This window comes from Pseudomonas sp. NFPP24, from assembly GCF_900112095.1.
GTDB lineage: Bacteria > Pseudomonadota > Gammaproteobacteria > Pseudomonadales > Pseudomonadaceae > Aquipseudomonas > Aquipseudomonas extremorientalis.
The window spans coordinates 127,209-152,324 of record NZ_FOKD01000002.1 but is presented as its reverse complement, the minus strand read 5'-3'; the positions used below and the strand labels follow the sequence as shown (position 1 = coordinate 152,324).

At 61.3% G+C, this 25,116-nt stretch carries 23 protein-coding genes; 10 read left to right on the top strand and 13 right to left on the bottom strand.

Annotated features, from left to right (window positions below; translation table 11 throughout):
- Positions 1-132: 132 nt before the first annotated feature.
- Positions 133-606 (bottom strand): SOS-induced cell division inhibitor SulA, encoded by a 474-nt coding sequence (gene sulA / locus BM026_RS04405; protein ID WP_071489010.1) that lies wholly within the window; start codon positions 604-606, stop codon positions 133-135.
- Between the two features lie 10 nt (positions 607-616).
- Positions 617-1,225, bottom strand: coding sequence for a transcriptional repressor LexA (gene lexA, locus BM026_RS04400; protein ID WP_003172575.1), 609 nt, complete (start codon positions 1,223-1,225; stop codon positions 617-619).
- 263 nt (positions 1,226-1,488) lie between these two features.
- On the opposite strand from lexA, the gene BM026_RS04395 reads away from it, so the two are divergent.
- The gene (locus BM026_RS04395; RefSeq protein WP_071489011.1) at positions 1,489-2,196 is read left to right on the top strand and encodes a TetR/AcrR family transcriptional regulator; all 708 of its coding nucleotides are present in this window, start codon (positions 1,489-1,491) and stop codon (positions 2,194-2,196) included.
- Positions 2,197-2,332: 136 nt separating this feature from the next.
- A complete protein-coding gene (gene nagZ / locus BM026_RS04390; protein ID WP_093527524.1) occupies positions 2,333-3,343 on the top strand; it encodes a beta-N-acetylhexosaminidase in 1,011 nt (336 codons plus the stop codon).
- A 94-nt stretch (positions 3,344-3,437) separates the two neighbouring features.
- On the opposite strand, the gene BM026_RS04385 is transcribed toward nagZ, so the two are convergent.
- Genes BM026_RS04385 through mfd form a run of 3 tightly spaced genes read right to left on the bottom strand, consistent with a single transcriptional unit; the run spans position 3,438 to position 10,165 of the window.
- Entirely contained in the window at positions 3,438-6,128 is a 2,691-nt protein-coding gene (locus BM026_RS04385) for a DEAD/DEAH box helicase (RefSeq protein ID WP_093527522.1), read from the bottom strand.
- Between the two features lie 9 nt (positions 6,129-6,137).
- The gene (locus BM026_RS04380) at positions 6,138-6,704 is read right to left on the bottom strand and encodes a CsiV family protein (protein WP_093512002.1); all 567 of its coding nucleotides are present in this window, start codon (positions 6,702-6,704) and stop codon (positions 6,138-6,140) included.
- Between the two features lie 11 nt (positions 6,705-6,715).
- On the bottom strand, positions 6,716-10,165 hold the full coding sequence (mfd, locus tag BM026_RS04375; protein ID WP_071489015.1) for a transcription-repair coupling factor: 3,450 nt from the start codon (positions 10,163-10,165) through the stop codon (positions 6,716-6,718).
- A 340-nt stretch (positions 10,166-10,505) separates the two neighbouring features.
- Here mfd and BM026_RS04370 point away from each other — a divergent pair, with 340 nt between their 5' ends.
- Positions 10,506-11,969 (top strand): glyceraldehyde-3-phosphate dehydrogenase, encoded by a 1,464-nt coding sequence (locus BM026_RS04370; protein ID WP_092247393.1) that lies wholly within the window; start codon positions 10,506-10,508, stop codon positions 11,967-11,969.
- Between the two features lie 171 nt (positions 11,970-12,140).
- On the opposite strand, the gene BM026_RS04365 is transcribed toward BM026_RS04370, so the two are convergent.
- Positions 12,141-12,662: a chalcone isomerase family protein gene (locus BM026_RS04365; RefSeq protein WP_093126203.1), complete on the bottom strand. Its 522-nt coding sequence runs from the start codon at positions 12,660-12,662 to the stop codon at positions 12,141-12,143.
- A 260-nt stretch (positions 12,663-12,922) separates the two neighbouring features.
- Between BM026_RS04365 and sthA the strand changes: the two genes are divergently transcribed.
- Complete coding sequence (gene sthA, locus BM026_RS04360) at positions 12,923-14,317, top strand: Si-specific NAD(P)(+) transhydrogenase (protein WP_016975273.1); 1,395 nt, start codon at positions 12,923-12,925, stop codon at positions 14,315-14,317.
- Between the two features lie 42 nt (positions 14,318-14,359).
- On the opposite strand, the gene BM026_RS04355 is transcribed toward sthA, so the two are convergent.
- Both BM026_RS04355 and BM026_RS04350 read right to left on the bottom strand, forming a co-directional pair.
- Positions 14,360-15,082 carry a glycerophosphodiester phosphodiesterase gene (locus tag BM026_RS04355; protein ID WP_016975274.1) on the bottom strand — a complete coding sequence of 241 codons (723 nt, stop codon included), beginning with the start codon at positions 15,080-15,082 and terminating at the stop codon, positions 14,360-14,362.
- A 43-nt stretch (positions 15,083-15,125) separates the two neighbouring features.
- Complete coding sequence (locus BM026_RS04350; RefSeq protein ID WP_071489018.1) at positions 15,126-15,710, bottom strand: PilZ domain-containing protein; 585 nt, start codon at positions 15,708-15,710, stop codon at positions 15,126-15,128.
- Positions 15,711-15,804: 94 nt separating this feature from the next.
- On the opposite strand from BM026_RS04350, the gene BM026_RS04345 reads away from it, so the two are divergent.
- The 3 genes from BM026_RS04345 to BM026_RS04335 all read left to right on the top strand — a co-directional run bounded on the left by BM026_RS04345 (position 15,805) and on the right by BM026_RS04335 (position 19,053).
- A complete protein-coding gene (locus BM026_RS04345) occupies positions 15,805-17,055 on the top strand; it encodes a lipoprotein-releasing ABC transporter permease subunit (RefSeq protein WP_071489019.1) in 1,251 nt (416 codons plus the stop codon).
- 7 nt (positions 17,056-17,062) lie between these two features.
- The gene (gene lolD / locus BM026_RS04340) at positions 17,063-17,746 is read left to right on the top strand and encodes a lipoprotein-releasing ABC transporter ATP-binding protein LolD (RefSeq protein ID WP_017477213.1); all 684 of its coding nucleotides are present in this window, start codon (positions 17,063-17,065) and stop codon (positions 17,744-17,746) included.
- A gap of 62 nt (positions 17,747-17,808) precedes the next feature.
- On the top strand, positions 17,809-19,053 hold the full coding sequence (locus BM026_RS04335) for a lipoprotein-releasing ABC transporter permease subunit (RefSeq protein ID WP_093527520.1): 1,245 nt from the start codon (positions 17,809-17,811) through the stop codon (positions 19,051-19,053).
- A 105-nt stretch (positions 19,054-19,158) separates the two neighbouring features.
- Here the strand turns inward: BM026_RS04335 and BM026_RS04330 are convergent, their stop codons facing one another.
- Complete coding sequence (locus BM026_RS04330; RefSeq protein WP_093527518.1) at positions 19,159-20,505, bottom strand: heavy metal sensor histidine kinase; 1,347 nt, start codon at positions 20,503-20,505, stop codon at positions 19,159-19,161.
- The gene (locus tag BM026_RS04325; protein ID WP_093126217.1) at positions 20,502-21,182 is read right to left on the bottom strand and encodes a heavy metal response regulator transcription factor; all 681 of its coding nucleotides are present in this window, start codon (positions 21,180-21,182) and stop codon (positions 20,502-20,504) included. Before BM026_RS04325 ends, BM026_RS04330 begins: the two co-directional genes overlap by 4 nt.
- Positions 21,183-21,336: 154 nt before the next feature.
- Here BM026_RS04325 and BM026_RS04320 point away from each other — a divergent pair, with 154 nt between their 5' ends.
- Complete coding sequence (locus BM026_RS04320; protein WP_093511989.1) at positions 21,337-21,849, top strand: copper-resistant cuproprotein CopI; 513 nt, start codon at positions 21,337-21,339, stop codon at positions 21,847-21,849.
- Positions 21,850-21,918: 69 nt separating this feature from the next.
- Entirely contained in the window at positions 21,919-22,749 is an 831-nt protein-coding gene (gene queF / locus BM026_RS04315; RefSeq protein WP_093511987.1) for an NADPH-dependent 7-cyano-7-deazaguanine reductase QueF, read from the top strand.
- A gap of 117 nt (positions 22,750-22,866) precedes the next feature.
- On the opposite strand, the gene BM026_RS04310 is transcribed toward queF, so the two are convergent.
- Together BM026_RS04310 and BM026_RS04305 are read right to left on the bottom strand one after the other, a co-directional pair.
- Positions 22,867-23,133 carry a DUF4404 family protein gene (locus tag BM026_RS04310; RefSeq protein ID WP_071489024.1) on the bottom strand — a complete coding sequence of 89 codons (267 nt, stop codon included), beginning with the start codon at positions 23,131-23,133 and terminating at the stop codon, positions 22,867-22,869.
- A 110-nt stretch (positions 23,134-23,243) separates the two neighbouring features.
- Complete coding sequence (locus BM026_RS04305) at positions 23,244-23,852, bottom strand: HAD superfamily inactivated hydrolase PcrP (RefSeq protein ID WP_093511985.1); 609 nt, start codon at positions 23,850-23,852, stop codon at positions 23,244-23,246.
- A gap of 195 nt (positions 23,853-24,047) precedes the next feature.
- Between BM026_RS04305 and BM026_RS04300 the strand changes: the two genes are divergently transcribed.
- Positions 24,048-24,737, top strand: a complete 690-nt coding sequence (locus tag BM026_RS04300) for an MlaA family lipoprotein (RefSeq protein WP_092247414.1) — start codon at positions 24,048-24,050, stop codon at positions 24,735-24,737.
- A gap of 60 nt (positions 24,738-24,797) precedes the next feature.
- On the opposite strand, the gene BM026_RS04295 is transcribed toward BM026_RS04300, so the two are convergent.
- On the bottom strand, positions 24,798-25,094 hold the full coding sequence (locus BM026_RS04295) for a PilZ domain-containing protein (RefSeq protein ID WP_092247417.1): 297 nt from the start codon (positions 25,092-25,094) through the stop codon (positions 24,798-24,800).
- Positions 25,095-25,116 lie beyond the last annotated feature (22 nt).

Below are 25,116 nucleotides of genomic sequence, written 5' to 3'. Positions count from 1 at the left end.
TAATGCGGTATATCAGGTATTCCACGGTGCCTGGTTTTGGGGCCGCTTCGCAGCCCAGCGCGGGGCAAGCCCGCTCGCCACAGAAGCCCGCTCACAGCAGACGCTCGCATATCACAGGCAAGGCCTGTGATTTCAGCCCAATCGAATATTCAAACTCTGGGCATCGCCCGTACGTGCAGCGCTGATCAGTTGCTGCTTGGCGCTGGCATTCAGCGGGTTCAACCAGCTCACTACCGTATGGCTACGACCCAGGCGCAAGGCTTCGCAGGTCAACTGCTGGGCACTTTGCGTACCGCGTGGTTGAAGCAGCAGGATGCGCTCGCGGTTGAGGCCAGCGTCCCGTAGCCAGGCCTGGGTCAGGCTGGCGGGCGGGGCGATCAGCGTCAGCCAGCGGGCGTCCTGCTCTTCGCTCAATTCGCGAAGGATCGGCGCCAGCAGGCTCAGGCAGCTCCCCGCTGCACCGCGCAACGACAATTCACTGAACGCCTCAGGCTCCGCGCTCCAGGGCGCTTCGATCGTTTCCTTGAGGATGGGCGCAAGGGGTTGGGCCATGAAGGCCTCGAACAGCGACAGTTGTGTGTGTTGTGGGGTGTGGACGAGCTGCATGATGCCTCCTTTAGCGGCGAATGACGCCGACGCTCAAGCCTTCGATCACCAGGTCCTGATCTTTCAGGTTCACTTCAATCGGGGCGAACTCAGGGTTCTCGGCCAGGAGCCAGACCTTGCTGCCTTCGCGCTTGAAGCGTTTGACGGTGACTTCGTCGCCGATACGGGCAACGACGATCTGGCCATTACGGGCTTCGCGGGTGGTGTGGACGGCCAACAGGTCGCCGTCGAAGATGCCCACGTCCTTCATGCTCATGCCATGGACCCGCAACAGGTAGTCGGCGCGCGGATGGAAGAAGGTAGGGTTGATGTTGCAGGACTCCTCGACGTGCTGCTGCGCCAGGATAGGCGCACCGGCGGCGACGCGGCCGATGATCGGCAGGGTCGATTCGTCGGCCTTGGCCTCGAAGCCAGGGATGCGAATACCGCGTGAGGCACCGGGGGTCATCTCGATCGCGCCTTTGCGAGCGAGGGCCTTGAGGTGTTCCTCGGCGGCGTTGGGGGACTTGAAACCCAGTTCCAGCGCAATCTCTGCTCGTGTCGGCGGGTAGCCGTTGTCATCGAGGCAGCGCTTGATAAAAGCCAGAATCTCAGCTTGGCGTGGCGTCAGTTTTAGCATGTTGATCGCTCTGTCTTTTTATACAGTGACTGGGATTATATACAGTGAACTGCGCTTGGCAATCATCCTTTTCCAGCCCTCCGCTGGACGGTCATCCCTGATGCTTCCCACAGGCCCGAGATAGCGCTGCCTACAGATCAATAGAGATGTGATTAAATAGCGATGAAATACATGACTGCCCGGCCGGAAAGCGAACTCGCAGGCTTGACAAGACACACCCTGAAACGTATGTTTCAAACAAGTGTTTGTCAGGCGGAGTAGCCATGGCCCAGTCGGAAACCGTTGAACGCATTCTCGATGCTGCCGAGCAATTGTTCGCGGAAAAAGGATTTGCTGAAACTTCATTGCGGCTGATCACCAGCAAGGCTGGCGTCAACCTCGCAGCAGTGAACTATCATTTCGGCTCAAAAAAAGCCCTGATCCAGGCGGTGTTCTCGCGCTTCCTGGGGCCGTTCTGCGCCAGTCTCGACCGTGAACTCGAGCGTCGCCAGGGCAAGACCGACCACAAGCCGACACTCGAAGAGCTGTTGGAAATCCTCGTTGAACAAGCATTGGTGGTTCAACCGCGCAGCGGCAACGACCTGTCGATCTTCATGCGCCTGCTCGGCCTGGCGTTCAGCCAGAGCCAGGGTCACTTGCGGCGCTATCTGGAGGACATGTACGGCAAGGTATTTCGTCGCTATATGTTGCTGGTCAACGAGGCCGCTCCGCGTATTCCACCGATTGAACTGTTCTGGCGCGTGCATTTCATGCTCGGAGCTGCGGCGTTCAGCATGTCGGGGATCAAGGCGCTGCGGGCGATTGCCGAGACTGATTTCGGCGTCAACACCTCTATTGAACAGGTCATGCGCCTGATGGTGCCGTTCCTGGCCGCCGGTATGCGTGCTGAAACCGGTGTGACCGACCCGACGATGGCTGCCGCCCAATTACGTCCGCGCAGCAAATCCGCGCCAAGCCCCGCCAAGGTTTGAGCCACCCGGGTGTGCGCAGCCGCCTGCATCCGCTAAGCTAGCGGCCCATGCCGAATTCAGCTATTTACTCGCAACCTGTTGTGCTCACTGTGCCTGGTGGGGGCAACGGGTTGTGTGCGTTTTATAAGGAAGGTTTATGACTGCTGCCCTGCAAGGTTCTTTGATGGTCGACGTTGCCGGCACTTGGCTCACGGCCGAGGATCGCCACCTGCTGCGCCAGCCTGAGGTGGGTGGCCTGATCATTTTTGCGCGCAATATCGAGCACCCACGCCAGGTACGCGAGTTGAGTGCGGCGATTCGTGCCGTGCGCCCAGACCTGCTACTGGCGGTCGACCAGGAAGGCGGTCGCGTACAGCGCCTGCGTCAGGGCTTTGTGCGCCTGCCGGCCATGCGTGCCTTGGCGGATAACCCGAATGCAGAGTACCTGGCCGAGCAGTGCGGCTGGATCATGGCCACCGAAGTGCTGGCCGTGGGCCTGGACCTGAGCTTCGCCCCGGTGCTGGACCTGGATTATCAGCGCAGCGCCGTGGTCGGCACCCGTTCCTTCGAGGGCGACCCCGAGCGGGCCGCCGTGCTGGCGGGTGCATTCATCCGTGGGATGAACAGCGCCGGCATGGCCGCCACCGGTAAGCACTTCCCCGGTCACGGCTGGGCCGAGGCCGATTCCCACGTCGCCATTCCCAATGATGAGCGTAGCCTGGAACAGATTCGCGCCAATGACCTGGTGCCTTTCGCACGCCTGAGTAAGCAACTGGCGGCTGTTATGCCTGCGCACGTCATCTACCCGCAAGTCGACACCCAGCCAGCCGGCTTCTCGCGCCGCTGGTTGCAGGACATCCTGCGCGGCGAGTTGCAGTTCGATGGGGTGATTTTCAGCGATGACCTGTCCATGGCGGGGGCGCATGTTGTCGGTGATGCTGCCAGCCGCATCGAGGCCGCGTTGACGGCCGGTTGCGACATGGGATTGGTGTGCAACGATCGCGCGGCGGCTGAGTTGGCACTGAGTGCGGCGCAGCGCATGAAGGTCACGCCATCGGTGCGCATTGCGCGCATGCGTGGGCAGGCGGTTGCTTCGACCGAGTACAAGCAGGATCCGCGTTGGTTGGCGGCGCTGACTGCGTTGCGGGATGCTCAGCTGATCGGCTGAACATTGCGTCGAGCCCATCGGGGGCAAGCCCCCTCCCACATGACGACTGCGATCGAATGTGGGAGGGGGCTTGCCCCCGATGGCGATCGAGCTGTCAGCGCTTTTCCTGTTTGTTGGGCAACGGCGCAAACAGCGCTTCTATATCCTCGTTGCCCAACTGCCAATCCCCGGTCGTACGGCCATCCAGCACACCTGCCGCCAGGTCGGACTTTTCCTTTTGCAGGTGCTGGATTTTTTCCTCCACCGTGCCCCGGGCAATCATCTTGTAGACGAACACCGGCTTTTCCTGGCCGATGCGATACGCACGGTCAGTCGCCTGGTTCTCCGTCGCCGGGTTCCACCAGGGGTCGTAGTGGATCACCGTGTCGGCTTCGGTCAGGTTCAAGCCCACACCGCCGGCCTTCAGGCTGATCAGGAAAATCTGCAGTTTGCCGCTCTGGAAATCCTTCACCGGCGTGCGCCGGTCCCGCGTCTGGCCGGTCAACAAGGCGTAGGCAACACCGCGCTTTTTCAGCTCGACTTCGATCAGGCTCAACATTGAGGTGAACTGGGAAAACAGCAGGATCCGCCGACCTTCCTCAAACAACTCCTCAAGCATTTCCATCAAGCTATCGAGCTTGCCCGAGCTGCTGCCACGGGCGGGCAGGGTGGCGTCGTTGACCAGGCGCAGGTCGCAGCACACCTGGCGCAGCTTGAGCAGCGCCTCAAGAATGATGATCTGGCTGCGTGCCACGCCCTTGCGGGTGATCTCGTCGCGGACCTTCTTGTCCATGGCCAGGCGCATGGTTTCGTACACGTCACGCTGGGCCTCGTTGAGGTCGACCCAATGGATGATCTCGGTCTTGGGCGGCAGCTCAGTGGCCACCTGTTCCTTGGTGCGGCGCAACAGGAAGGGTTTGATCCGACCGTTGAGGTGCTGCAGTCGTACGTCGCTGGCGCGCTTTTCGATGGGCACGCGGTAATCGCGGTTGAAGCTTTTTACATCACCCAGCCAGCCCGGCAGCAGGAAGTGGAACAACGACCACAGCTCACCCAGGTGGTTTTCCAGTGGCGTACCGCTCAGGCACAGGCGCTGCCGCGCATTCAGTTCGCGTGCCGCCTGGGCCGCCTTGCTGGACGGGTTCTTGATGTACTGGGCTTCATCGAGGATCAGTACATGCAGGGGCAGGACCTTGAGCTGGTCGATGTCCTTGGGTAGCAGTGCATAGGTGGTCAGCAGCAGGTCATAGTCCTGCAGGTTCGCGAAATGTTTCTTGCGGGCTGCGCCATACAACGCCACCACTTTGAGTTGCGGCGTGAAGTGCGCCGCTTCGTCCAGCCAGTTGGGAATCAGGCTGGTGGGCATCACCACCATGCAGGGGCGATCCAGGCGCCCGGCGTTCTTTTCAGTGAGAATATGCGCCAGGGTCTGCAGGGTCTTGCCCAGGCCCATGTCATCCGCAAGTATCCCGCCCACATCAAGCTGGCGCAGCGACTGCATCCAGCTCAAGCCTTCCAGTTGATATGGACGCAGGGTCGCGTTCAGCCCTTCGGGCGCCACGCAGGTGAAATCCTTGATGTCCCGCAGGCGTTGGGCGAAGTTGCGGATCTTTTCGCCGCCTTCCCACTGCAGCGGCAGGTCTTCCAGCGGGTTAAGGCGGATTGCATCAGCCTTGGCCAGGCGCAGCGTGGTGGTGCCGGCTTCCTGTAGATAAAACTCACCGAGGGTGGCCAGCACCGGTTTCAGTCGGCCATAGGGCAACGCCACTTGTATGGGGCCGTGGCCATTGGGCAGGCCAGGGATATTCACCAGGATCAGCTCATCATCGCGACGCCGCGCCAGCTTCTCCGGGTTGAGTATCTCGGTGTGGGAGCGCATCAGGTTCAGCAGGATCGGCAACAGGCTCAGTCGCTCGCCGTTGACGATGATCCCCAGCTCCAGATCGAACCAATCACGCTCCGGACCTTCATCTACCGTGGCGTACCAGTCATCGACGGCGCTCAGGTCGAAGCCGAAATCATCATCGATCAGCAGCTCCCAGCCTTCGGCCCGCAAGGTCGGCGTGGCATTGAGGGTGAAGGTCAGCCAGGCACTGTCATTGACCATCTCGAACAGTTCCCCGGCGCTCTCAGGCAGGGCCTTGCTCTGGCGCGTAGCGATCTTGAAGCCCAGCAGGCGCATTTGCTCGCGGTACGGCTGTTCCAGCTCGGGATGGCGCTTGATGCGCAGGCTCTGGGTGTCCTGGCGCACGATGATGTCAGTGTTTTTCTGCCCGCTGACATAGTTGCCCAAATAGTTGAACGACAGCGCCGCCCTGTGCTGGATATAGCGCTGCATCTTGCCGTTGCGTGGTTCGAACGCGCTGAACTCCACGCTGGCCATCCACAGGCGCGGCACCGGCACCACATCCTCCATGACCACCTGCGGCAACACCGCGCGGTTTTCCAGGACTGCCTGGAGTTTTTCCAGCAGTTCTGCGTCCTGGGCGGCAGCGGGGAAGGCCAGGGTTTCCTGGATCTTGAGCAATACCGCCGCGATGTGTTTGCAGTTGGTGCGCACCGGGCAAGTGCAGCGGCTGTCCACCAGGATCAACGTGCCTTTGGCCGATTCGCGCAGCGAAATGGTCTGCCGGTAGACGTTGCCGCCTGAGCCTTCGCAACTGGCGATGATGGTGCTGTCGCCGGATTCGACGATGCGCACCCGGTTCTCCAGGGCATAACGCCGCCCGCGCTCAAGGCTCTGCTCTTTAAAGCGATTGGCCCACGAAGGGGCCAGGGGTTTGGTCAGCGACGACGTCAGGGGCATGGCGATGGATCAGTCCTGCAGGTCGGGCGGTGGTGCGCTGGGGGGCTTGGCGGTCAGCGAGGTGATCTTGATCAGCAACGCCAGGTGGCCGCCGTCCAGGTAGTTGAGCTGGTTGTTCTTGGTGCGCACGTCGGTCTGGCTCAGGTGTTCGCTGGCGATCACGCTGCCGTTGGCGTCGAACTGGTTGATCCAGAAGTTCGCATCGATATCGGTAAAACGCCCCAGTTGCAGGCTCAGCACGCCCTCGATGGGGAACTGGCCGAACTGCTCCTGGCCGTCCGTGATGGCGACCTTGACCGGCTGCTCGCCCAGGTTCTGTTCCCAGGCCTTATGCAGCAGCACCGTGTAGGTGGAGTCGGCGCGCAGCTTATCGACAATGTTGGACAGGCGCGGCGGGCTCAGCCGGTCGCCCAGGCGCGCGGCGCCAGCATCCCAGTTTTCCGGGGCGGCGCGGCTGTTGATCACCGGTTCGGCGTTCTGGCGCACCAGGATCATTTCCACCTGGTACGGGCTGTCGGCGAACGCCGCAGGTGCCGCGACCACCAACAACAGGCTCAACATGCGGAACAGGCGCATTCGGGCGTCCTTCAAGCAGGTTTCGGGATGAGGCGCTCGAACAGCGCCTCCAAGGTGTTAAAGCGTTCTTCGGCGCGTTCCATCGGCACCATGAACTTGAACAGCGTAGCCCCTTCGAACTTGTAGCGGTTGGGCTGGCCCTGGATCAGCTTGATCAGCACCAATGGGTCCACGGGGGTCTGCGCCTCGAATTCGATGCGCCCGCCCTGCGGTCCGGCGTCGACCTTCTTGATCCCCAGTTGCTCGGCCTGCAATTTGAGCAGGGTCAGGCGCACCAGGTTCTTGGTCGGCTCGGGCAACAGGCCGAAGCGGTCGATCATCTCCACCTGCAGGTCCTTGAGGCCTTCTTCGTCGGTGGCCGAAGCGATGCGTTTGTACAGGATCAGCCGTGCGTGCACATCCGGCAGGTAGTCCTCGGGAATCAACGCAGGCAAGCGCAGGTTGATCTCCGGGCCGCCGCCCAAAGGTTGATCGAGATTCGGTTGCTCACCCTTGCGGATGGCTTTCACCGCACGCTCAAGCATTTCCATATACAGGGTGAAACCCACCGCCTGGATCTGCCCGCTCTGGCCATCGCCCAGCAGTTCGCCGGCGCCACGGATTTCCAGGTCGTTGGTGGCCAGCACAAAACCGGCGCCCAGGTCCTGGGTGTTGGCGATCGCTTCCAGGCGTTTTTCCGCATCGCCGGTGATTTGCTGGCGCGGTGGCGTCAGCAGATAGGCATAGGCCTGGTGGTGGCTGCGTCCGACGCGGCCGCGTAACTGGTGAAGCTGTGCCAGGCCGAACTTGTCGGCGCGCTCGATGATGATGGTGTTGGCGCTCGGCACGTCGATCCCGGTCTCGATGATGGTCGAGGCGATCAGCACGTTGAAGCGCTTGTGGTAGAAGTCGCTCATCACTTGCTCGAGTTCGCGCTCGCGCATCTGCCCATGGCCGATGGCGATACGCGCCTCCGGCACCAGCTCGGCCAGGTCGGCGGCGCATTTCTCGATGGTTTTCACATCGTTGTGCAGGTAATAAACCTGCCCGCCGCGCAGCAGTTCGCGCAGCAGCGCTTCCTTGACCGTGCTTTTGTTCTGCTCCATCACGAAGGTGCGCACCGACAGGCGACGTGCCGGCGGCGTGGCGATGATCGACAGGTCGCGCATGCCAGACACCGCCATGTTCAGCGTACGCGGAATCGGCGTGGCGGTGAGGGTGAGGATGTCGACTTCGCTGCGCAGGGCCTTGAGCTGTTCTTTCTGGCGCACACCAAAGCGGTGTTCTTCGTCGATGATCACCAGCCCCAGGTTCTTGATCTTCACGTCATCCGACAGCAGCTTGTGCGTGCCGATAACGATGTCGATCTTGCCTTCGGCCAGGTCGGCGACGGCAGCATTCACTTCCTTGGCTGATTTGAAGCGGCTCATCACTTCGACCGTCACCGGCCAATCGGCAAAGCGGTCGCGGAAGCTGTTGTAGTGCTGTTGGGCGAGCAGGGTGGTGGGCACCAGGATCGCCACCTGTTTGCCGCCATGCACTGCGATGAAGGCGGCGCGCATCGCCACTTCGGTCTTGCCGAAGCCCACGTCGCCGCAGACCAGGCGGTCCATCGGCTTGGGCGCGAGCATGTCGGCGCGCACCGCTTCGATGGTGGTTTGCTGGTCTGGGGTTTCTTCAAAGGCGAAGCCGGCGCTGAAGGTGGCGTAGTCAGCTTTCGGGTCGGCGAACGCATAACCCTCGCGGGCAGCGCGGCGGGCGTAGATGTCGAGCAACTCGGCGGCGACGTCGCGCACCTGTTCGGCGGCCTTGCGCTTGGCTTTCTGCCAGGTCTCGGAGCCCAGGCGGTGCAACGGCGCCAGGGCGTCGTCGCTGCCGGTGTAGCGGGCGATCAGGTGCAGGTTGGCCACCGGCACGTAGAGCTTGGCGCCCTCGGCATACTCCATGGTGAGGAATTCGGCGGCCTGGTTGTCGATCTCCAGGGTCTGCAGGCCCAGGTAACGGCCGACGCCATGGTCGATATGCACCACCGGCGCGCCTTCGCGCAGCTCGGTCAGGTTCTTGATCACCGCGTCGTTGTTGGCGTCGGCGCGTTTTTCACGGCGGCGGCGCTGCATCACGCGTTGGCCGAACAGCGGGCTTTCGGCAATCAATGCCAAGGCTGGATCGTCCAGCAGCAGGCCTTCGTCCAGTGGCGCGATGGTAATCGCCAGGCGGTCTTTGCTCGCCACAAAATCCGGCCAGCTGTCGACGGTTTTCGGGCGCAGCTTCAGGCGTTCCAGCAGCTCCAGCAGCACCTCTCGGCGACCCGCGGATTCGGCGGTGAACAGCACACGGCCCGGGAAGTCACCGAGGAAGTTGGACAGCGCTTCCAACGGTTGCGTGGCTTTGGCCTGGATCGCCAGGTCCGGCAGCATTCCTGCCGGGAAGCGCTCGCGGCCGGCGCCTTTTTCCACATCCTGCTGGCTGGCGACCACGCGTGGCCAGTTTTTCAGGCGGGCGAAGCAGTCTTCTACCGGCAGGAACAGCTCGGCGGGCGGCAATAAAGGACGCGATGGATCGACGCGGCGCTCTTCATAGCGGTTGCGCACATCGTTCCAGAAGTTTTCCGCCGCTTGTTCGATACCGGGCAGCGAGAACACCTGGGTGTCTTGTGGCAGGTAGTCGAACAGGGTGGAGGTTTCGTCGAAGAACAGCGGCAGGTAGTACTCGATACCGGCCGGGGTAATCCCGCTGCTCAGGTCCTGGAAGATCGGGCAGCGGCGGAAGTCCACGTCGAAGCGTTCACGAAAGCGCGCCTTGAAGCGGGTGACCGCGTCTTTTTGCAGCGGGAATTCCCGTGCCGGCAGCAGCTTGATCGAGTCTACTTTGTCGATGGAGCGCTGGTTCTCCGGGTCGAAGGTGCGCAGGGTTTCGATTTCGTCATCGAACAGGTCGATGCGATAGGGCAGTTTGCTGCCCATCGGGAACAGGTCGATCAACGCACCGCGCACCGCGAACTCACCGTGCTCGTATACCGTATCGACGCAACGATAGCCGCTGGCTTCCAGGCGCGTGCGCATCTGCTCCACATCGAGCTTCTGGCCGACATCCAGCACCAGGCTGCTGCCCAGCAGGAACTTGGTCGGCGCCAGGCGATGCAGTGCCGTGGTGATCGGCACCACCAGCACGCCGTGGGCCAGTTCCGGCAGGCGGTACAGGCTGGCGATGCGCTGGGAGATGATGTCCTGGTGCGGCGAGAACAGGTCGTAGGGCAAGGTTTCCCAGTCGGGGAAATGCAGCACCGGCAAATCGGGGGCGAAGAAGCTCAGCTCCTGCTCCAACCTTTCGGCGCTTTGGCTGTCGGCGGTGAGCAGCAGGGTAAAGCGCTTGGCTGCGCTGGCAGCCTCGGCGATGGCCAGGCTCAGGGCGGCACCGGGCAGGTTGCCCCAATGCTGTTTACCTGCCTCGGCAGGGAGTAGCGGTAGACGCAGAACGGGCACGGAAGGTTGAGCTCCAAGCGTTGCGACAAAGTCGGTAATTGTAACGGCCCAAGGTGCCGCCTGTCAGTTTCTGACTGAGCCTATTACGGTTTGCGGGAAATGTAGTGGCTAAGACAAACAATGGCGCGTTTTGACTCAATATGTAGTGCCGAAATACGCGATTGTTTAGGAGGGTTACGGACAAGTTGGCCTGCTCTCCCAACTGGTGGCCTTCTGGAACCCGCGTATTTACTGGGCTGTAGCGGGGCGGTATTTTTTGGCAAGGGGTTTTTGTTGTGGCGCGCGCATTGCTCCGAGGGCGGTCGGGCGGCATAATGTAGCCCCTTTTTTCAGCCCCTACATGTGGAAGGTTCCCGTGACTCAGAAGCCCGACCAGTGTCTTGGTGAATGGATCGACCGTGAAGCACTCGCAGAAGCGATGATCCCGCTTATCGGTCAGCTGTACCGCAATAACAATGTGGTGAGCTCGATCTATGGCCGCAGCCTGATCAACCAGTCCGTCATCGCGATTCTCAAAGCGCACCGCTTTGCACGCCATCGCTCTGCGGACGACAGCGAACTCTCCGTCCACGAAACATTCCCACTGCTTAAAGCCATGAGCGAGCTCAAGCTCGGCGCGGCCTCGGTAGACCTGGGCAAGCTGGCCTACAAATTCCGCAAGGAAGGCGCCGGCCGTACCGCCGAGCAGTTCGTGCGTGAAGAAATGGCCGATGTGGTTGGCCAGCAAAATGCCGCGGCCCGCAAAGGCACCGACGTGGTGCTGTACGGCTTCGGTCGTATCGGCCGCCTGCTGGCACGCATCCTGATCGAAAAAACCGGTGGCGGCGACGGCCTGCGCCTGCGTGCCATCGTGGTGCGCAAGGGCGCCGAGAACGACCTGACCAAGCGTGCAAGCCTGCTGCGTCGCGATTCGGTACACGGTCCGTTCAACGGCACCATCGTCATCGATGAAGAAAACAACACCATCACCGCCAACGGTAACCTGATCCAGGTGATCTACGCGAAGAACCCGTCCGAGGTGGATTACACCCAGTACGGCATCAAGGACGCCCTGCTGGTGGACAACACCGGTGTATGGCGTGACGCCGAGGGCCTGGGCCAGCACCTGGCCTGCCCGGGTATCGACCGCGTTGTGCTGACCGCGCCTGGCAAGGGCAAGCTGAAGAACATCGTTCACGGCATCAACCACGCTGAAATCACCGCTGACGACAAGATCGTGTCCGCCGCGTCCTGCACCACCAACGCCATCGTGCCGGTGCTGAAGGCGGTGAATGACAAGTTCGGCATCGTCAACGGCCACGTCGAGACGGTTCACTCGTACACCAACGACCAGAACCTGATCGACAACTTCCACAAGGGCGATCGCCGTGGCCGTAGCGCCGCGTTGAACATGGTGATCACCGAGACAGGTGCTGCCACCGCTGCAGCCAAGGCCCTGCCTGAGCTGGCCGGCAAGCTGACCGGTAACGCGATCCGCGTGCCGACGCCGAACGTGTCCATGGCCATCCTCAACCTGAACCTTGAGAAAGCCGCCACCCGTGAAGAGATGAACGAGTACCTGCGCTACATGGCGCTGCACTCGGACCTGCACAAGCAGATCGACTTCGTCAACTCGCAGGAAGTGGTCTCCACCGACTTCGTAGGCTCGCGCCACGCCGGTGTGGTGGACGCCGAAGCGACCATTACCCAGGACAACCGCGTTGTCCTGTACGTGTGGTACGACAACGAGTTCGGCTACAGCTGCCAGGTGGTTCGCGTGATGGAAGACATGGCTGGGGTCAACCCGCCGGCGTTCCCGCGTTAAGCATTTGCGTTGAATGAAAAGCCCCGACTGGTTCGGGGCTTTTTTGTGGCTGGAAGGGCCTCATCGGGGGCAAGCCCCCTCCCACATTTAAACCGCATTCCTGCAGGGTGAATGCGGTCCAGTGTGGGAGGGGGCTTGCCCCGATGACGTCAGTCCAGACAATACACGCCTTCATTCCAGCAACCTCTCCGACAAGCCCTTGGGCGCTAACCAGATCCCCAGGTAAGCCTTCGCCAGCTCATTGTCGCTGCTGCTGAACAACACTTCGCCATTGATTTCCAGGTCCAAGCCGCGTCCGGGTCGAAAATCCAGTGCGTAGCGATCACCGCTATGGATGTTGCGAAAGACGGCATGCAGTTTGTCCACTTCGGATTTCAAGCGGTCGCTGATGTGCTGGCGCGCCAGTGTGGTGTTGGCGGCCTTGATCACGTCGTTGCGGTCGATGTCGCGAAAGTAATACAGCGTCAGGCGCAGCGCTGCCTGTTGGTCCCAGGCCTGCTTGGCGTTCAAATCCGGCGGGGCGTACAGCGCGGCCGCATACACATCCGCCCAGAGGTACGTGAGCACCGTCTGGTTTTTCAGCACCAATGCCTGGGAGTGTGTCGGAAAGTCGGCTTGCCTGAGTCGATTCGGCTCATTGGCCTGTGCGGCGATCGACAACATCAGCATTAAACCGAAAACCAGATGCCGCATAATGGCGCGTCCCGAAAAGATCCGTGGCTACAGGTTAATTCATTTTCCGGCAGCGACAGGGTTCAGGGATAATCTGCGCTGTGTAGTAAAGGCATTGCTGGCCTACGACGCGACCAAGGGTTAATGTTCGCGGCGTTGAGCCTTATATAGACTGTGCCCCGGTTCACACACTTGAGCCAAATTGTCCTTCATGACCGCTGGCCGCGGCATGATTTAGCCAGGCGTCCAACCGTACGCCTGGCCTGTTCTGAGGAGTACGCATGGCTGTCTACAACTACGACGTGGTGGTACTGGGTTCCGGCCCGGCTGGAGAAGGTGCGGCGATGAACGCTGCCAAAGCTGGGCGCAAGGTGGCGATGGTCGATAGCCGTCGCCAGGTCGGCGGTAACTGCACCCACCTGGGTACCATCCCGTCCAAGGCGTTGCGTCACTCCGTGCGCCAGATCATGCAATTCAACACCAACCCGATGTTCCGGGCCATTGGTGAACCACGCTGGTTCTCGTTCCCGGACGTGCTGAAAAGCGCCGAGAAAGTCATCTCCAAGCAAGTCGCGTCGCGTACCGGCTACTACGCCCGTAACCGCGTCGACCTGTTCTTCGGCACCGGCAGCTTTGCCGACGAGCAAACCATCGAAGTGGTCTGCCCCAACGGCGTGGTCGAAAAGCTGGTGGCCAAGCACATCATCATCGCCACCGGTTCGCGCCCGTATCGCCCGGCGGACATCGATTTCCACCACCCGCGTATCTACGATAGCGACACCATCCTGAGCCTGGGCCACACCCCGCGCAAACTGATCATCTACGGCGCCGGCGTGATCGGCTGTGAATACGCGTCGATCTTCAGCGGCCTGGGCGTACTGGTGGAGTTGGTGGACAACCGCGACCAGTTGCTGAGCTTCCTCGACTCGGAAATCTCCCAGGCGTTGAGCTACCACTTCAGCAACAACAACATCACTGTACGCCACAACGAAGAGTACGAGCGCGTCGAAGGCCTGGACAACGGCGTGATCCTGCACCTCAAGTCCGGCAAGAAGATCAAGGCCGATGCCTTGCTGTGGTGCAACGGCCGTACCGGCAACACCGACAAGCTGGGCATGGAAAACATCGGGGTCAAGGTCAACAGCCGTGGCCAGATCGAAGTGGACGAGAACTACCGCACCTGCGTGGCGAACATCTACGGTGCCGGTGACGTGATCGGCTGGCCGAGCCTGGCCAGTGCCGCCCATGACCAGGGCCGTTCGGCGGCAGGCAGCATTGTCGACAATGGCAGTTGGCGCTACGTGAACGACGTGCCGACCGGGATCTACACCATTCCCGAGATCAGCTCGATCGGCAAGAACGAACACGAACTGACCAAGGCCAAGGTGCCTTACGAAGTGGGCAAGGCGTTCTTCAAGAGCATGGCGCGTGCGCAGATCGCCGGCGAGCCGCAAGGCATGCTGAAGATTCTGTTTCACCGTGAAACCCTTGAGGTACTCGGCGTGCATTGCTTCGGCTACCAGGCGTCGGAGATCGTGCACATCGGCCAGGCGATCATGAACCAGCCGGGCGAGCTCAATACCCTCAAGTACTTCGTCAACACCACGTTCAACTACCCGACCATGGCCGAAGCCTATCGGGTAGCGGCCTACGACGGCCTCAACCGGCTTTTTTGAGCGGCTCCGGCCGGTGGCCTGAGCCGGCCGGGGAGACCGATTTCAGTAATTCCCGAGGGTGGCAGTGGCCAAACCGGGAAAGTCTGTAATCAGGCTATCTACGCCGAAGTCGGCGAGCCTGCGCATCAGCGCGGGTTCGTTGACCGTCCACACGGACACGTGCAAGCCCTGGCGCTGGGCTTTTTCCAGTCGCTCAGGGGTGCACAGCGTCCAGTTCAACGCCAGGATCTCACAGCCATAGTTCTGCGCGACCTTCAGCGGGTCGAGCCAGGCGTATTCGGCAACCAGGCCGCGTGACAGGTCCGGGGTGAGCTCAACCGCAGCTTTCAGCACTTCCCGCGAACTTGAGGTGACGGTGACTTTGTCCATCAGGCCAAAGCGCACGGCCATCTCCCGAATCGCCAGCACGGTGGTGGCGGCGCGGGTACGCGAGGCGCTTTTGACTTCCAGTTGCCAGTGATCGAAGTCGCATTTCTCGAACAGTTCTTCCAGGCGTGGGATCGGGCAGGGCTTGACCCAGCCCGGGCCGCCTTTGCGCGCATCCATCTTCACCAGGTCGGCCGCCGAATACTCGACGACTTTGCCGCGCCGGTCGGCGGTGCGCTTGAGGGTCGGGTCGTGGATGACCATCAACTCGCCGTCCATGGACAGGTGCAAGTCCAGTTCGCAGCGGCGTACGCCGTGCTTGAGGCATTCCTGGAAGCTGGTCAGGGTGTTTTCCGGTGCTTCGCCTTTGGCACCGCGGTGGCCGTAAATCAGGGTCACAGTTGCTCCTATGCGCCAGGTCTGCTGGCGGGGTAATACGAATTCAGGTGTCCTGGGCGTCGCTCTGTTCCCGCGCCAGGCGCCGTTCCTGCGCCTGTTTCTGCAGGATATAGCGCGCCAGCAATTGGCGTTGGGCGTCGGTCATGGCTTCGAATTCCGTGCCCACGTCAAAACCTGTGCCCTTGGGATCGCAATGGGTGACGCGGGCGCGCAGCAGCAGGCCAAGTGCCTGGGGCATCAGCACCAGCTTGACCGCCAGGTGCGCACCGGGCGACAGGGGCGTGGGGTGTTGGAAGTCGATACCGCCTTCGGAAATGATCACCGGCTGCGGCGCGCCGACTTCATCCAGCAGGCCGCGCGCCATGATCTGGCTGAGCAGGTCCAGGCGTTTGTTCTGTACTTTGAGGAAGGCGGCCAGGCTGCGATCTTTCTCATTGATCTGGCGCAACAGGTGCTGGGCCTCGAATTCGCTCAGGTGCAGTTCGCTGAGCAGATTGAACAGCGGCGAATCATCCAGCAACACTTCCTTGCTCGCCGCCTCGGGGGCAGACAGGCTTTTGATTTGGAGTGCGATCATGTCGGCGATACGGTAGTATTCGCGGCGCTCTTCTTCATCTAATGTCGACATGGCGAACCCCAAGTAGCGTTAATGGTCTGAGTGTAAAGCTGCTTACCAGACCCCGCCACCGGGACGTCTTCTTTTCCTCCGAACAAGCCCCGACATGTTCAGACCTCTCTTCGTATTTATCGGCACGCGTTATACCCGTGCAAAGCGTCGCAATCATTTTGTGTCGTTCATTTCCTTGACCTCGATGATCGGGCTCGCCTTGGGCGTGGTCGTGATGATCGTGGTGCTGTCGGTGATGAATGGCTTCGATCATGAGATGCGCACCCGCGTGCTGGGCATGGTGCCCCACGCCACCATCGAGGGCGATGCGCCCATCAGCGACTGGCAAAGCCTGGCCGCCAAGGTCAAGCAGAACCCCAAGGTACTGGCCGTTGCGCCGTTTACCCAGATGCAAGGGTTGCTGACCAACGACGGCAAGGTGCAGAAGATCCTGCTCAATGGCATCGACCCGGCCCAGGAACGTAATGTGTCGATCATCGACAAGTTCATGTTGTCGGGCAAACTCGATGACCTGGCGCCCGGCGAGTTCGGCATCGTGATCGGCGACAAGGCGGCGGCCAAGCTGGGCGTGGGCCTGGGCGACAAATTGACCTTCGTCGCGCCGGAAGTCACCGTGACCCCGGCCGGCATGTTCCCGCGCATGAAGCGCTTTACCGTGGTGGGCACCTTCCACGTCGGCGCCGGCGAGATCGACGGCTACCTCGGCCTGACCAACCTTACCGACCTGGCCCGCCTGCACCGCTGGCAGCCGGACCAGGTGCAGGGCCTGCGCCTGAAGTTCAACGACCTGTTCGACGCACCGCGCACCTCGTGGGAAATCGCCCAGCATTTGGGCGACAGCCAGTACTACGCCCGCGACTGGACGCGTACCCACGGCAACCTCTACCAGGCCATCCGCATGGAAAAAGCCATGATCGGCCTGCTGTTGCTGCTGATCGTCGCCGTGGCCGCCTTCAACATCATCTCCACGCTGGTGATGGTGGTGAACGACAAGAAGGGCGATATCGCCATCCTGCGCACACTCGGTGCCACGCCGGGACAGATCATGGCGATCTTCATGGTGCAGGGCACCGTGATCGGCGTGGTCGGGACCTTGATCGGCACGGCGGTCGGCATTCTGGCCGCGCTGAACGTGAGTGCCGCCATCGCCGGCCTCGAAACCCTGATCGGCCACAAGTTTCTCAATGCCGACGTCTACTTCATCGACTACTTGCCGTCCCAGGTGCAGGCCCAGGACGTGTTGATGGTAGGCGGCGCGGCGTTGGTCCTGAGTTTCCTTGCCACCCTGTATCCAGCCTGGCGCGCGGCGCGTACCCAGCCAGCACAGGCCTTACGTTATGAGTGAATCGGGCATGAGTGAAAAAGCAATCCTGAGCTGCCGCAACCTGGGCAAATCCTATGAGGAAGGTCCGGAGTCGGTGGTGGTGTTGTCCAACCTGCAACTTGAGCTGCACCCGGGCGAGCGCGTGGCGATCGTCGGCAGTTCCGGTTCCGGCAAAAGTACCTTGCTGAACCTGCTGGGCGGCCTGGATACGCCGTCCCAGGGCAGCGTATGGCTGGCCGGTGAAGAACTCTCGGCCCTCGGCGAAAAGGCCCGTGGCCAACTGCGCAACCGTTCGCTCGGTTTTGTGTACCAGTTCCACCACCTGTTGCCGGAATTCACCGCCCTGGAAAACGTGTGCATGCCGCTGCTGATCGGCAAGACCGCGATCCCGGAAGCCCGCCAGCGCGCCAAGGCTCTGCTGGAGCGCGTCGGCCTCGGTCATCGCCTGGAGCACAAGCCGGCCGAACTGTCCGGCGGCGAGCGCCAGCGTGTGGCAATCGCCCGTGCCCTGGTGAACAACCCGGGCCTGGTGATGCTCGACGAGCCTACCGGCAACCTTGACTCCCACACGGCCCAGGGCATCAAGGACTTGATGCTGGAACTGAGCACCCAGATGCGCACTGCGTTCCTGGTGGTGACCCATGACATGAGCATGGCCCGCCAGATGGACCGCGTGCTGCACCTGCAGGAAGGTCACCTGGTCGCCATCTGACCCGTTTCAAGCCCGGTGCTTCATGCGCCGGGCTTTTTCATTTTTTCAGGCGGTGCAAGCGAATGTTCAGACCGTTATCGATTTTCATCGGCACGCGCTATACCCGCGCCAAGCGCCGCAACCGTTTTGTCTCGTTTATCTCGATGACCTCGATGATCGGCCTCGCCCTGGGCGTGTTGGCGATGATCGTGGTGTTGTCGGTGATGAACGGCTTCCAACGCGAAATGAGCTCACGCATCCTCGGCATGGTGCCCCATGCCACCATCGTCGGTGTGAACCCGATCGATAATTGGCAGCCCGTGGCCGCCGCCGCGATGAAGAACCCGGAAGTCACCGCAGCGGTACCATTCACACAGATGGACGGCATGTTCTCCTACAAAGGCGCGATGCAGCCGATCGAGATCAGCGGCATCGACCCGGCGCAGGAAGGCAAGGTGTCGATCGTGGCCCAGCATATCGTGCAGGGCAAACTGGATGACCTCAAACCCGGCGAATTCGGCGTCGTGGTCGGCGAAATCACTGCCCGGCGTTTCCGCCTGAATGTGGGCGACAAGCTGACCCTGATCGTGCCGGAAATCAGCACTGCGCCGGGTGGCATCACCCCACGCATGCAGCGCTTGAACGTGGTGGGGATCTTCAAGGTCGGTGCCGAACTGGATGGCTCCATGGCCATGATCCACATGGCCGACGCTGCCGAGATCCAGCACTGGCAGCCAAACCAGGTGCAAAGCGTGCGCCTGGCGGTGAAAGACCTGTACGCGGCACCCAAGGTCTCGGCGGATATCGCCGCCAGCCTGGGCAACGGCTACAAGCCCGATGACTGGACTCACACCCAGGGCAGTCTGTTCAGCGCGATGAAGATGGAAAAGACCATGATCGGTCTGCTGTTGCTGATGATCGTCGCCGTGGCGGCATTCAACATCATCGCCACCTTGATCATGGTGGTGAACGACAAGGGCGCGGACATTGCGATCCTGCGCACCATTGGCGCCACGCCACGGCAGATCATGGCGATCTTCATGGTGCAGGGCACGGTGATCGGCATCGTGGGCACCTTGATCGGTGGCGTATTGGGCGTGATTGCGGCGTTGAATGTGAGTGAACTGGTGGGCTGGATGGAGCGGGTCACCGGGCAGCATATCTTCAGTTCGGACGTGTATTTCGTCAGCAACCTGCCTTCGGAACTGCAGGGTGGGGATGTGGTGCTGATTTGCACGGCGGGGTTTGTGCTGAGCTTTTTGGCGACGCTGTACCCGGCGTATCGGGCGGCGAAGATTGAGCCGGCGCATGCGCTGAGATATTCGTAATATTCAAGACCGCCATCGGGGGCAAGCCCCCTCCCACACTTTGATCTGTGAATACATTCAAATATGGGAGGGGGCTTGCCCCCGATAGGGCCGGTACAGCTTGCATCAATCTCCAGCAGGCAACTCGATCACAAACCGTGTCCATCCCGCCCCGGATTCACAATAAATCCTCCCCCCATGCGCCCGCACAATCGATTGGGTAATCGCCAACCCCAGCCCCGCATGCTCGCTACTGCCTTCATGCCGCGCCGGGTCGGCCCGATAGAATCGGTCAAACAATCTTGGCAGCAACTCGGTTGGAATACCGCCCCCGGTGTTTTCGACTGAAAGCCTCACCCCATCTTCCATACGCACACGCACTTGGCCACTTTGCGGGGTGAACCGCAGCGCATTATCCAGCAGATTCGACAGTGCCCGCCGCAACATCCCACGGTCGCCCGTCGTATGGGCCGTGCCCTCGCGAACCAGGCTGATTTGCCTGTCCTCCGCCAGCAGCGTGAAAAACTCCAGTAACGCATCCACTTCATCAGCCAGCGCCAACGGCTCGCGCTTGGGCATCAGCAAGCCATGATCCGCCTTGGCCAGGTACAACATGTCGTTGACCAGTTGCGCCATCCATTGCAGCTCTTCCAGGTTGCTGTGCAGCGCCTCGCGGTAATCCTCCAGCGGCCGCGGCTGGGTGAGGATGACCTGGGTCTGGGTCAGCAGGTTTGACAGCGGCGTGCGCAGTTCGTGGGCGATGTCGGCGGAGAACGCCGAGAGGCGCTGGAACGCATCGTCCAGGCGGCCGAGCATGGCATTGAAGGCCTGTGCCAACTCGGCCAGTTCCACCGGCATATGTTGCTGGGGCAGGCGCTGGGTCAGGGAATGGGCCGACACACTGGCGGCCACTTCGCCCATGCGTCGCAATGGCCGCAACCCACTGCGAGCGGCCCATGCGCCGAGCAGGGCGGTGGCCAGGGCTGACAGGCCGACGGTGAGCCAGATCAGATGCTGCATGCGTTGCAGGAAATGTTGATGGTGGGTGATATCGAGCATCAGCGTCAGCTGCGGCGAATCCGGTTGGTCGGCCCTCAGCGGCGCGTTGTAGACACGGTAGTCGGTGTCGGCGTTTTGCAGGCTGTGCAGGCCGGGCGCTGCGGGCAAGTCGATGCTGGGTGCATCGTCCAGCCAGCGTTGGCCGGCCGCGGTGATACGCAGGGTCAGGTCGGGCTGGCGATTGAGTTCGGCGCGCAATTGCGTTTCACGCTGGGCCAGCGCTTCCCGTGAGTCGACCCCCTGCAACGTACTGCGCAGCGCGACCAGCTTGCTGTCGAGCTGTTGCTGGTCCAGCTCAATGAAGTGCGCTTCGCTGGCACGGTTGAACAGCACGCCGGCAATCAACGACACCACCGCTGTGCAGGCGGCAAACAGCAACGCCAGGCGGCTGGCCAGGGACAGGCGCTTGATCAATTGACCCGCTCCTCCAGCACATAACCCATGCCGCGTACGGTGTGGATCAGTTTGTTGGGGAAGTTATCGTCGACTTTCAGGCGCAGGCGGCGGATGGCGACTTCGATGATGTTGGTGTCGCTGTCGAAGTTCATATCCCACACTTGGGAGGCGATCAGCGATTTAGGCAGCACTTCGCCCTGGCGCCGCAGCAGCAGTTCCAGCAGTGAGAATTCCTTGGCGGTCAAGTCGATGCGCTGGCCGTCCCGCTCGACGCGGCGGCGGATCAGGTCCAGGCGCAGGTCGGCCAGTTGCAGCGCAGTTTCCTGCGGTGTGCTGCCGCCCCGGCGCAACAGGCTGCGCACGCGGGCCAGCAGCTCGGAAAAGGCGAACGGCTTGACCAGATAGTCGTCGGCGCCCAGTTCCAGGCCGTGCACGCGGTCTTCCACGGCATCGCGGGCGGTGAGGAACAGCACCGGGATATCCAGGCCGGCGCTGCGCACGGCTTGGAGGATCTGCCAGCCATCCCGGCCCGGCAGCATCACATCGAGGATCAACAGGTCGTAGTCACCGGTCAATGCCAGGTGCTGGCCGCCGGTGCCGTCAGCCACCAATTCGGTGGTAAACCCTGCCTCGGCCAGGCCCTGGCGCAGGTAGTGGCCGGTTTTGGGTTGGTCTTCGACGATCAGCAGTTTCATGGGCGGCTCTTGGCAACGATGGACGACGGCTTTATACCTTGGGGGCCAGGGCAGGAGGGCAACCTGACAAAGTTGTAATCTAGCAGTCAGCTGGCTGGCAGCGGCGCATTCTTAGAGTGTTCCCCTGCCTGGTCACACATTTTGGAGAAAACAGATGGCGTTGCGTACACCCTTGTTGTTGGCGGGTTGCCTGTTGGCGTTGAGTGTTGAGGCGATGGCCGATGGCGCCCATACCTATGCGTTCGGTGAAGCTGCACCGGCGAGTAAGGCCACGCGTACCGTGGAAGTGACCCTGCAGGACATTTCCTTTTCGCCCAAGTCCCTGGATGTCAAAGCCGGTGAGACGGTGCGCTTTGTACTGGTCAACAAAGGGCAGTTGCTCCACGAATTCAACCTGGGTGACGCGGCGATGCATGCCGAGCACCAGAAGGAAATGTTACAGATGCAGGCTAGCGGTATGCTCACGTCCACCGGCATGGGCAACATGGACCACGGCGCCATGGGCCATGGTGCGATGAAGCATGACGATCCCAATAGCGTATTGGTCGAGCCCGGTAAAACCGCCGAGCTGACCTGGACGTTCACCCAGGCCACGGGCCTTGAGTTTGCCTGCAACCTGCCGGGGCATTACCAGGCGGGCATGGTCGGCAAACTCAACATCGATTGATCCGCTGGCGCTTAGGCGCGGGGGCAAAGGCTGGTAGACTGGCGCGGTTTATTTAGCTAGGTTTCCGCCATGCATCCCGCAGCCGAACATTCGCCGCTGGGCAAGTCCAGTGAATACATCTCCACCTACACCCCGTCGTTGCTGTTCCCGATTCCACGCGCCGCCAAATGGGCCGAACTGGGCCTGAGCGCCGAGACCCTGCCGTACAAGGGCGTGGATTTCTGGAACTGCTTCGAACTGTCCTGGCTGCTGCCGTCGGGCAAGCCGGTGGTGGCCATCGGCGAATTCAGCATCCCGGCCGACTCGCCGAACATCATCGAGTCCAAGTCGTTCAAGCTGTACCTCAACTCGCTGAACCAGACCGCGTTTGCCGATACGGCCAGCCTGGAAGCCACTCTGCGCACAGACCTCAGCACCGCAGCCGGTAAACCGGTGAGCGTGCGCATCCGCAGCCTGGCCGAGATCGAGGCCGAAGGCGTGATGGCGCTGCCGGGTGTTTGCATCGATGATTTGGATATCAGCGTCAGCAACTACGAGCACCCGCGCCCGGAGCTGCTGCGTTGCGATGACTCGCGCATCGTCGAAGAAAGCGTGCACAGTCACCTGCTCAAATCCAACTGCCCGGTCACCAGTCAACCCGACTGGGGCAGCGTGGTGGTGGAGTACCGTGGTCACGCGTTGGAACACGCCAGCCTGCTGGAGTACATCGTGAGCTTTCGCCAGCACTCGGACTTCCATGAACAGTGCGTAGAGCGCATCTTCCTGGACCTGCAGCGCTTGCTGAAGCCGGAAAGATTGACGGTGTATGCGCGCTATGTGCGGCGGGGTGGGTTGGATATCAACCCGTATCGCAGTACTGAGGATGTGGCGTTCCACAACGTGCGCCTGGCCCGTCAGTAGGCTTATTGCAAGATAAATGTGGGAGGGGGCTTGCCCCCGATGGCGGAGTGTCAGTCACAGAACCTGTGTCTGAACCTCTGCTATCGGGGGCAAGCCCCCTCCCACATGTCGGGCAGATTAGATTCCCATGCTGCCCAGCGTGTTCATGATATTGCGCAGTGCCCCGGAAATGGCCGGGTGTTCAGCATCGAACTCTATGGCCGCTTTATTCACATCGTCGGAAATACTGGGTGTCTGGGTGGCCGGTTCCAGCTCAAGTTGCAACTCGAACTTGGCAATCAAGGCCTCCAGTGCTTCACGTTTTTCTTCCGACAGCGGCGGTTGCTGTTCCAACTGCCCGCGCAGGATTTCGACCTGGTCTTCCAGTTTTTTGCGATCAGGCATGATGTGTTTCCTTTTATCGATAGGCACTGGCATAGACCGCGGCACGCCGAGAAAGGTCTACGGGCTAGCCTGTAGATTAATCCACTGGCGTCGACTGTGCATGATCCGTGTCAGGGCTTCTCGCCTTTGAGCTGGCGCAGGCTGATGTCCGCCAGGCAGGTGCCGAGCTCGCCCAGGTGATCGATCACCGAGTGTACGCCCAGCCCGTACAGCGCGAGGGTGGCCTTGCCGCGCTTGAGCTCGCGTTCCGGCTCGCTCAGGGCCTGCCATTGCTCGGGTGCCATGCCGCACAGCGAGCCGCAGGAGGCCAGGCCGATGGTCCACAACCCGGCGTTAAGGCCCGATTGCAGCAGGCGCGGTTCGCCGCTGACCAGTACGCAGCCTTCCAGGCGTTCGATGTTCAGCTCCATCAAGGCTTGCCAGCAGGCATGGGGTGCCGGCCAGCGAATGGAGGAGGGCGATGCCGCCTTGACCCAGTTGGGTAGCGTGGCGGCCAACGGCATGGTGACGGCGGGGGGGAGTTCATCCAGCCAGGCGCAGGGCACGCCTTGTTCCTTGAGGCTGCGCAAGATTTTCAGCGCACCCGGTGTGGCTTGGGAGTCGGGGGCCTGGGAGTCGGTACGGGCCCGGGAACCGAAGTCCACCAGACAGCCACTCAGGCCAAACAGAACGGCGGTCAAGGCGGGGGCGCTGGCGATGGCTATCTCGGCGTGGGGCATGTCGACATCCCTGAAATAGCGCTAACGCTATCCAGGCACCATGACAGGCCGATGACAGTCGGGTTGATTGTAGGAATTTTGTGCATTTTGAATCAGACGTTTCCTAGCAGCTGCCTAATTGGCGACTTCCGGCATATACTGACCGCCTTATTCAGGGCATAGCGCCCATGACAGACCATTCAAGGAGCAAAAGCTATGCGCTGGAGCCACTATTTCGCTCAGCTGTCGGTGTGTGCCACTATCTTTCTGGCGCCGTTCGCCGCACAGGCAGCTTCGGAAGACGATCCATGGGAAAGCGTCAACCGCCCGATCTTCACCTTCAACGACACCGTTGATACCTACGCACTGAAGCCATTGGCCCAGGGTTACCAGTTCGTGACCCCGCAATTCGTCCAGGATGGCGTTCACAACTTTTTCCGCAACATCGGCGATGTCGGCAACCTGGCCAATAACGTGCTGCAGCTCAAGCCCCATAAAGCTGGTGTAGATACGGCCCGTTTGCTGGTAAACACCACCTTCGGCGTGTTGGGCTTCATCGATGTAGGCACCAAAATGGGGCTGCAACGCAGTGATGAAGACTTCGGCCAGACCCTCGGCTACTGGGGTGTCGGCAGCGGCCCTTACGTAATGCTGCCGCTGCTGGGCCCAAGCACCTTGCGTGACGCGCCGTCCAAGTATGTGGACAGCTACACCCAGCCGTATCGCTACATGAACGATATCGGCTGGCGCAACAGCACCTTCGGCCTGAACATCGTCGATACCCGTGCCAGCCTGCTTGACAGCGAGAAGCTGATCACCGGTGACAAATACACCTTTATCCGTAACGCGTACCTGCAGAACCGCGAGTTCAAGGTCAAGGACGGCAAGGTCGTCGACGACTTCTAAGCCGTTATGTTTTGACATGAAAAAGGCGACCCCGGCGGTCGCCTTTTTTGTGCGCGGTTTTCAGCGCATTTTCAGGATCCTGAGGCCCAGGTGCTGGTCTTCGCCGGTGGTTTTGGTCCACACCACCTCGGTGTCCGCCTCCAGGCCCTTCAGCGCGGCGTGCTCCGAGTCGATGCGCACGGTCAACAGGTCGCCCGTGTTGAACTGGCGCGGCGCCTGCACCTGCATGCCGGAGCTGGAAAGGTCCACGCAAACCCCGGCAATCTCTTGCCCTGCGTGGATCAGAGACACATCGGCATCCACACGCATGCGGATGAAATCGCGTTTTTCGGCGTAGTCGCGCTCGTGTTCGCTCATGGGTTCCATCCTTTCTTTGTGT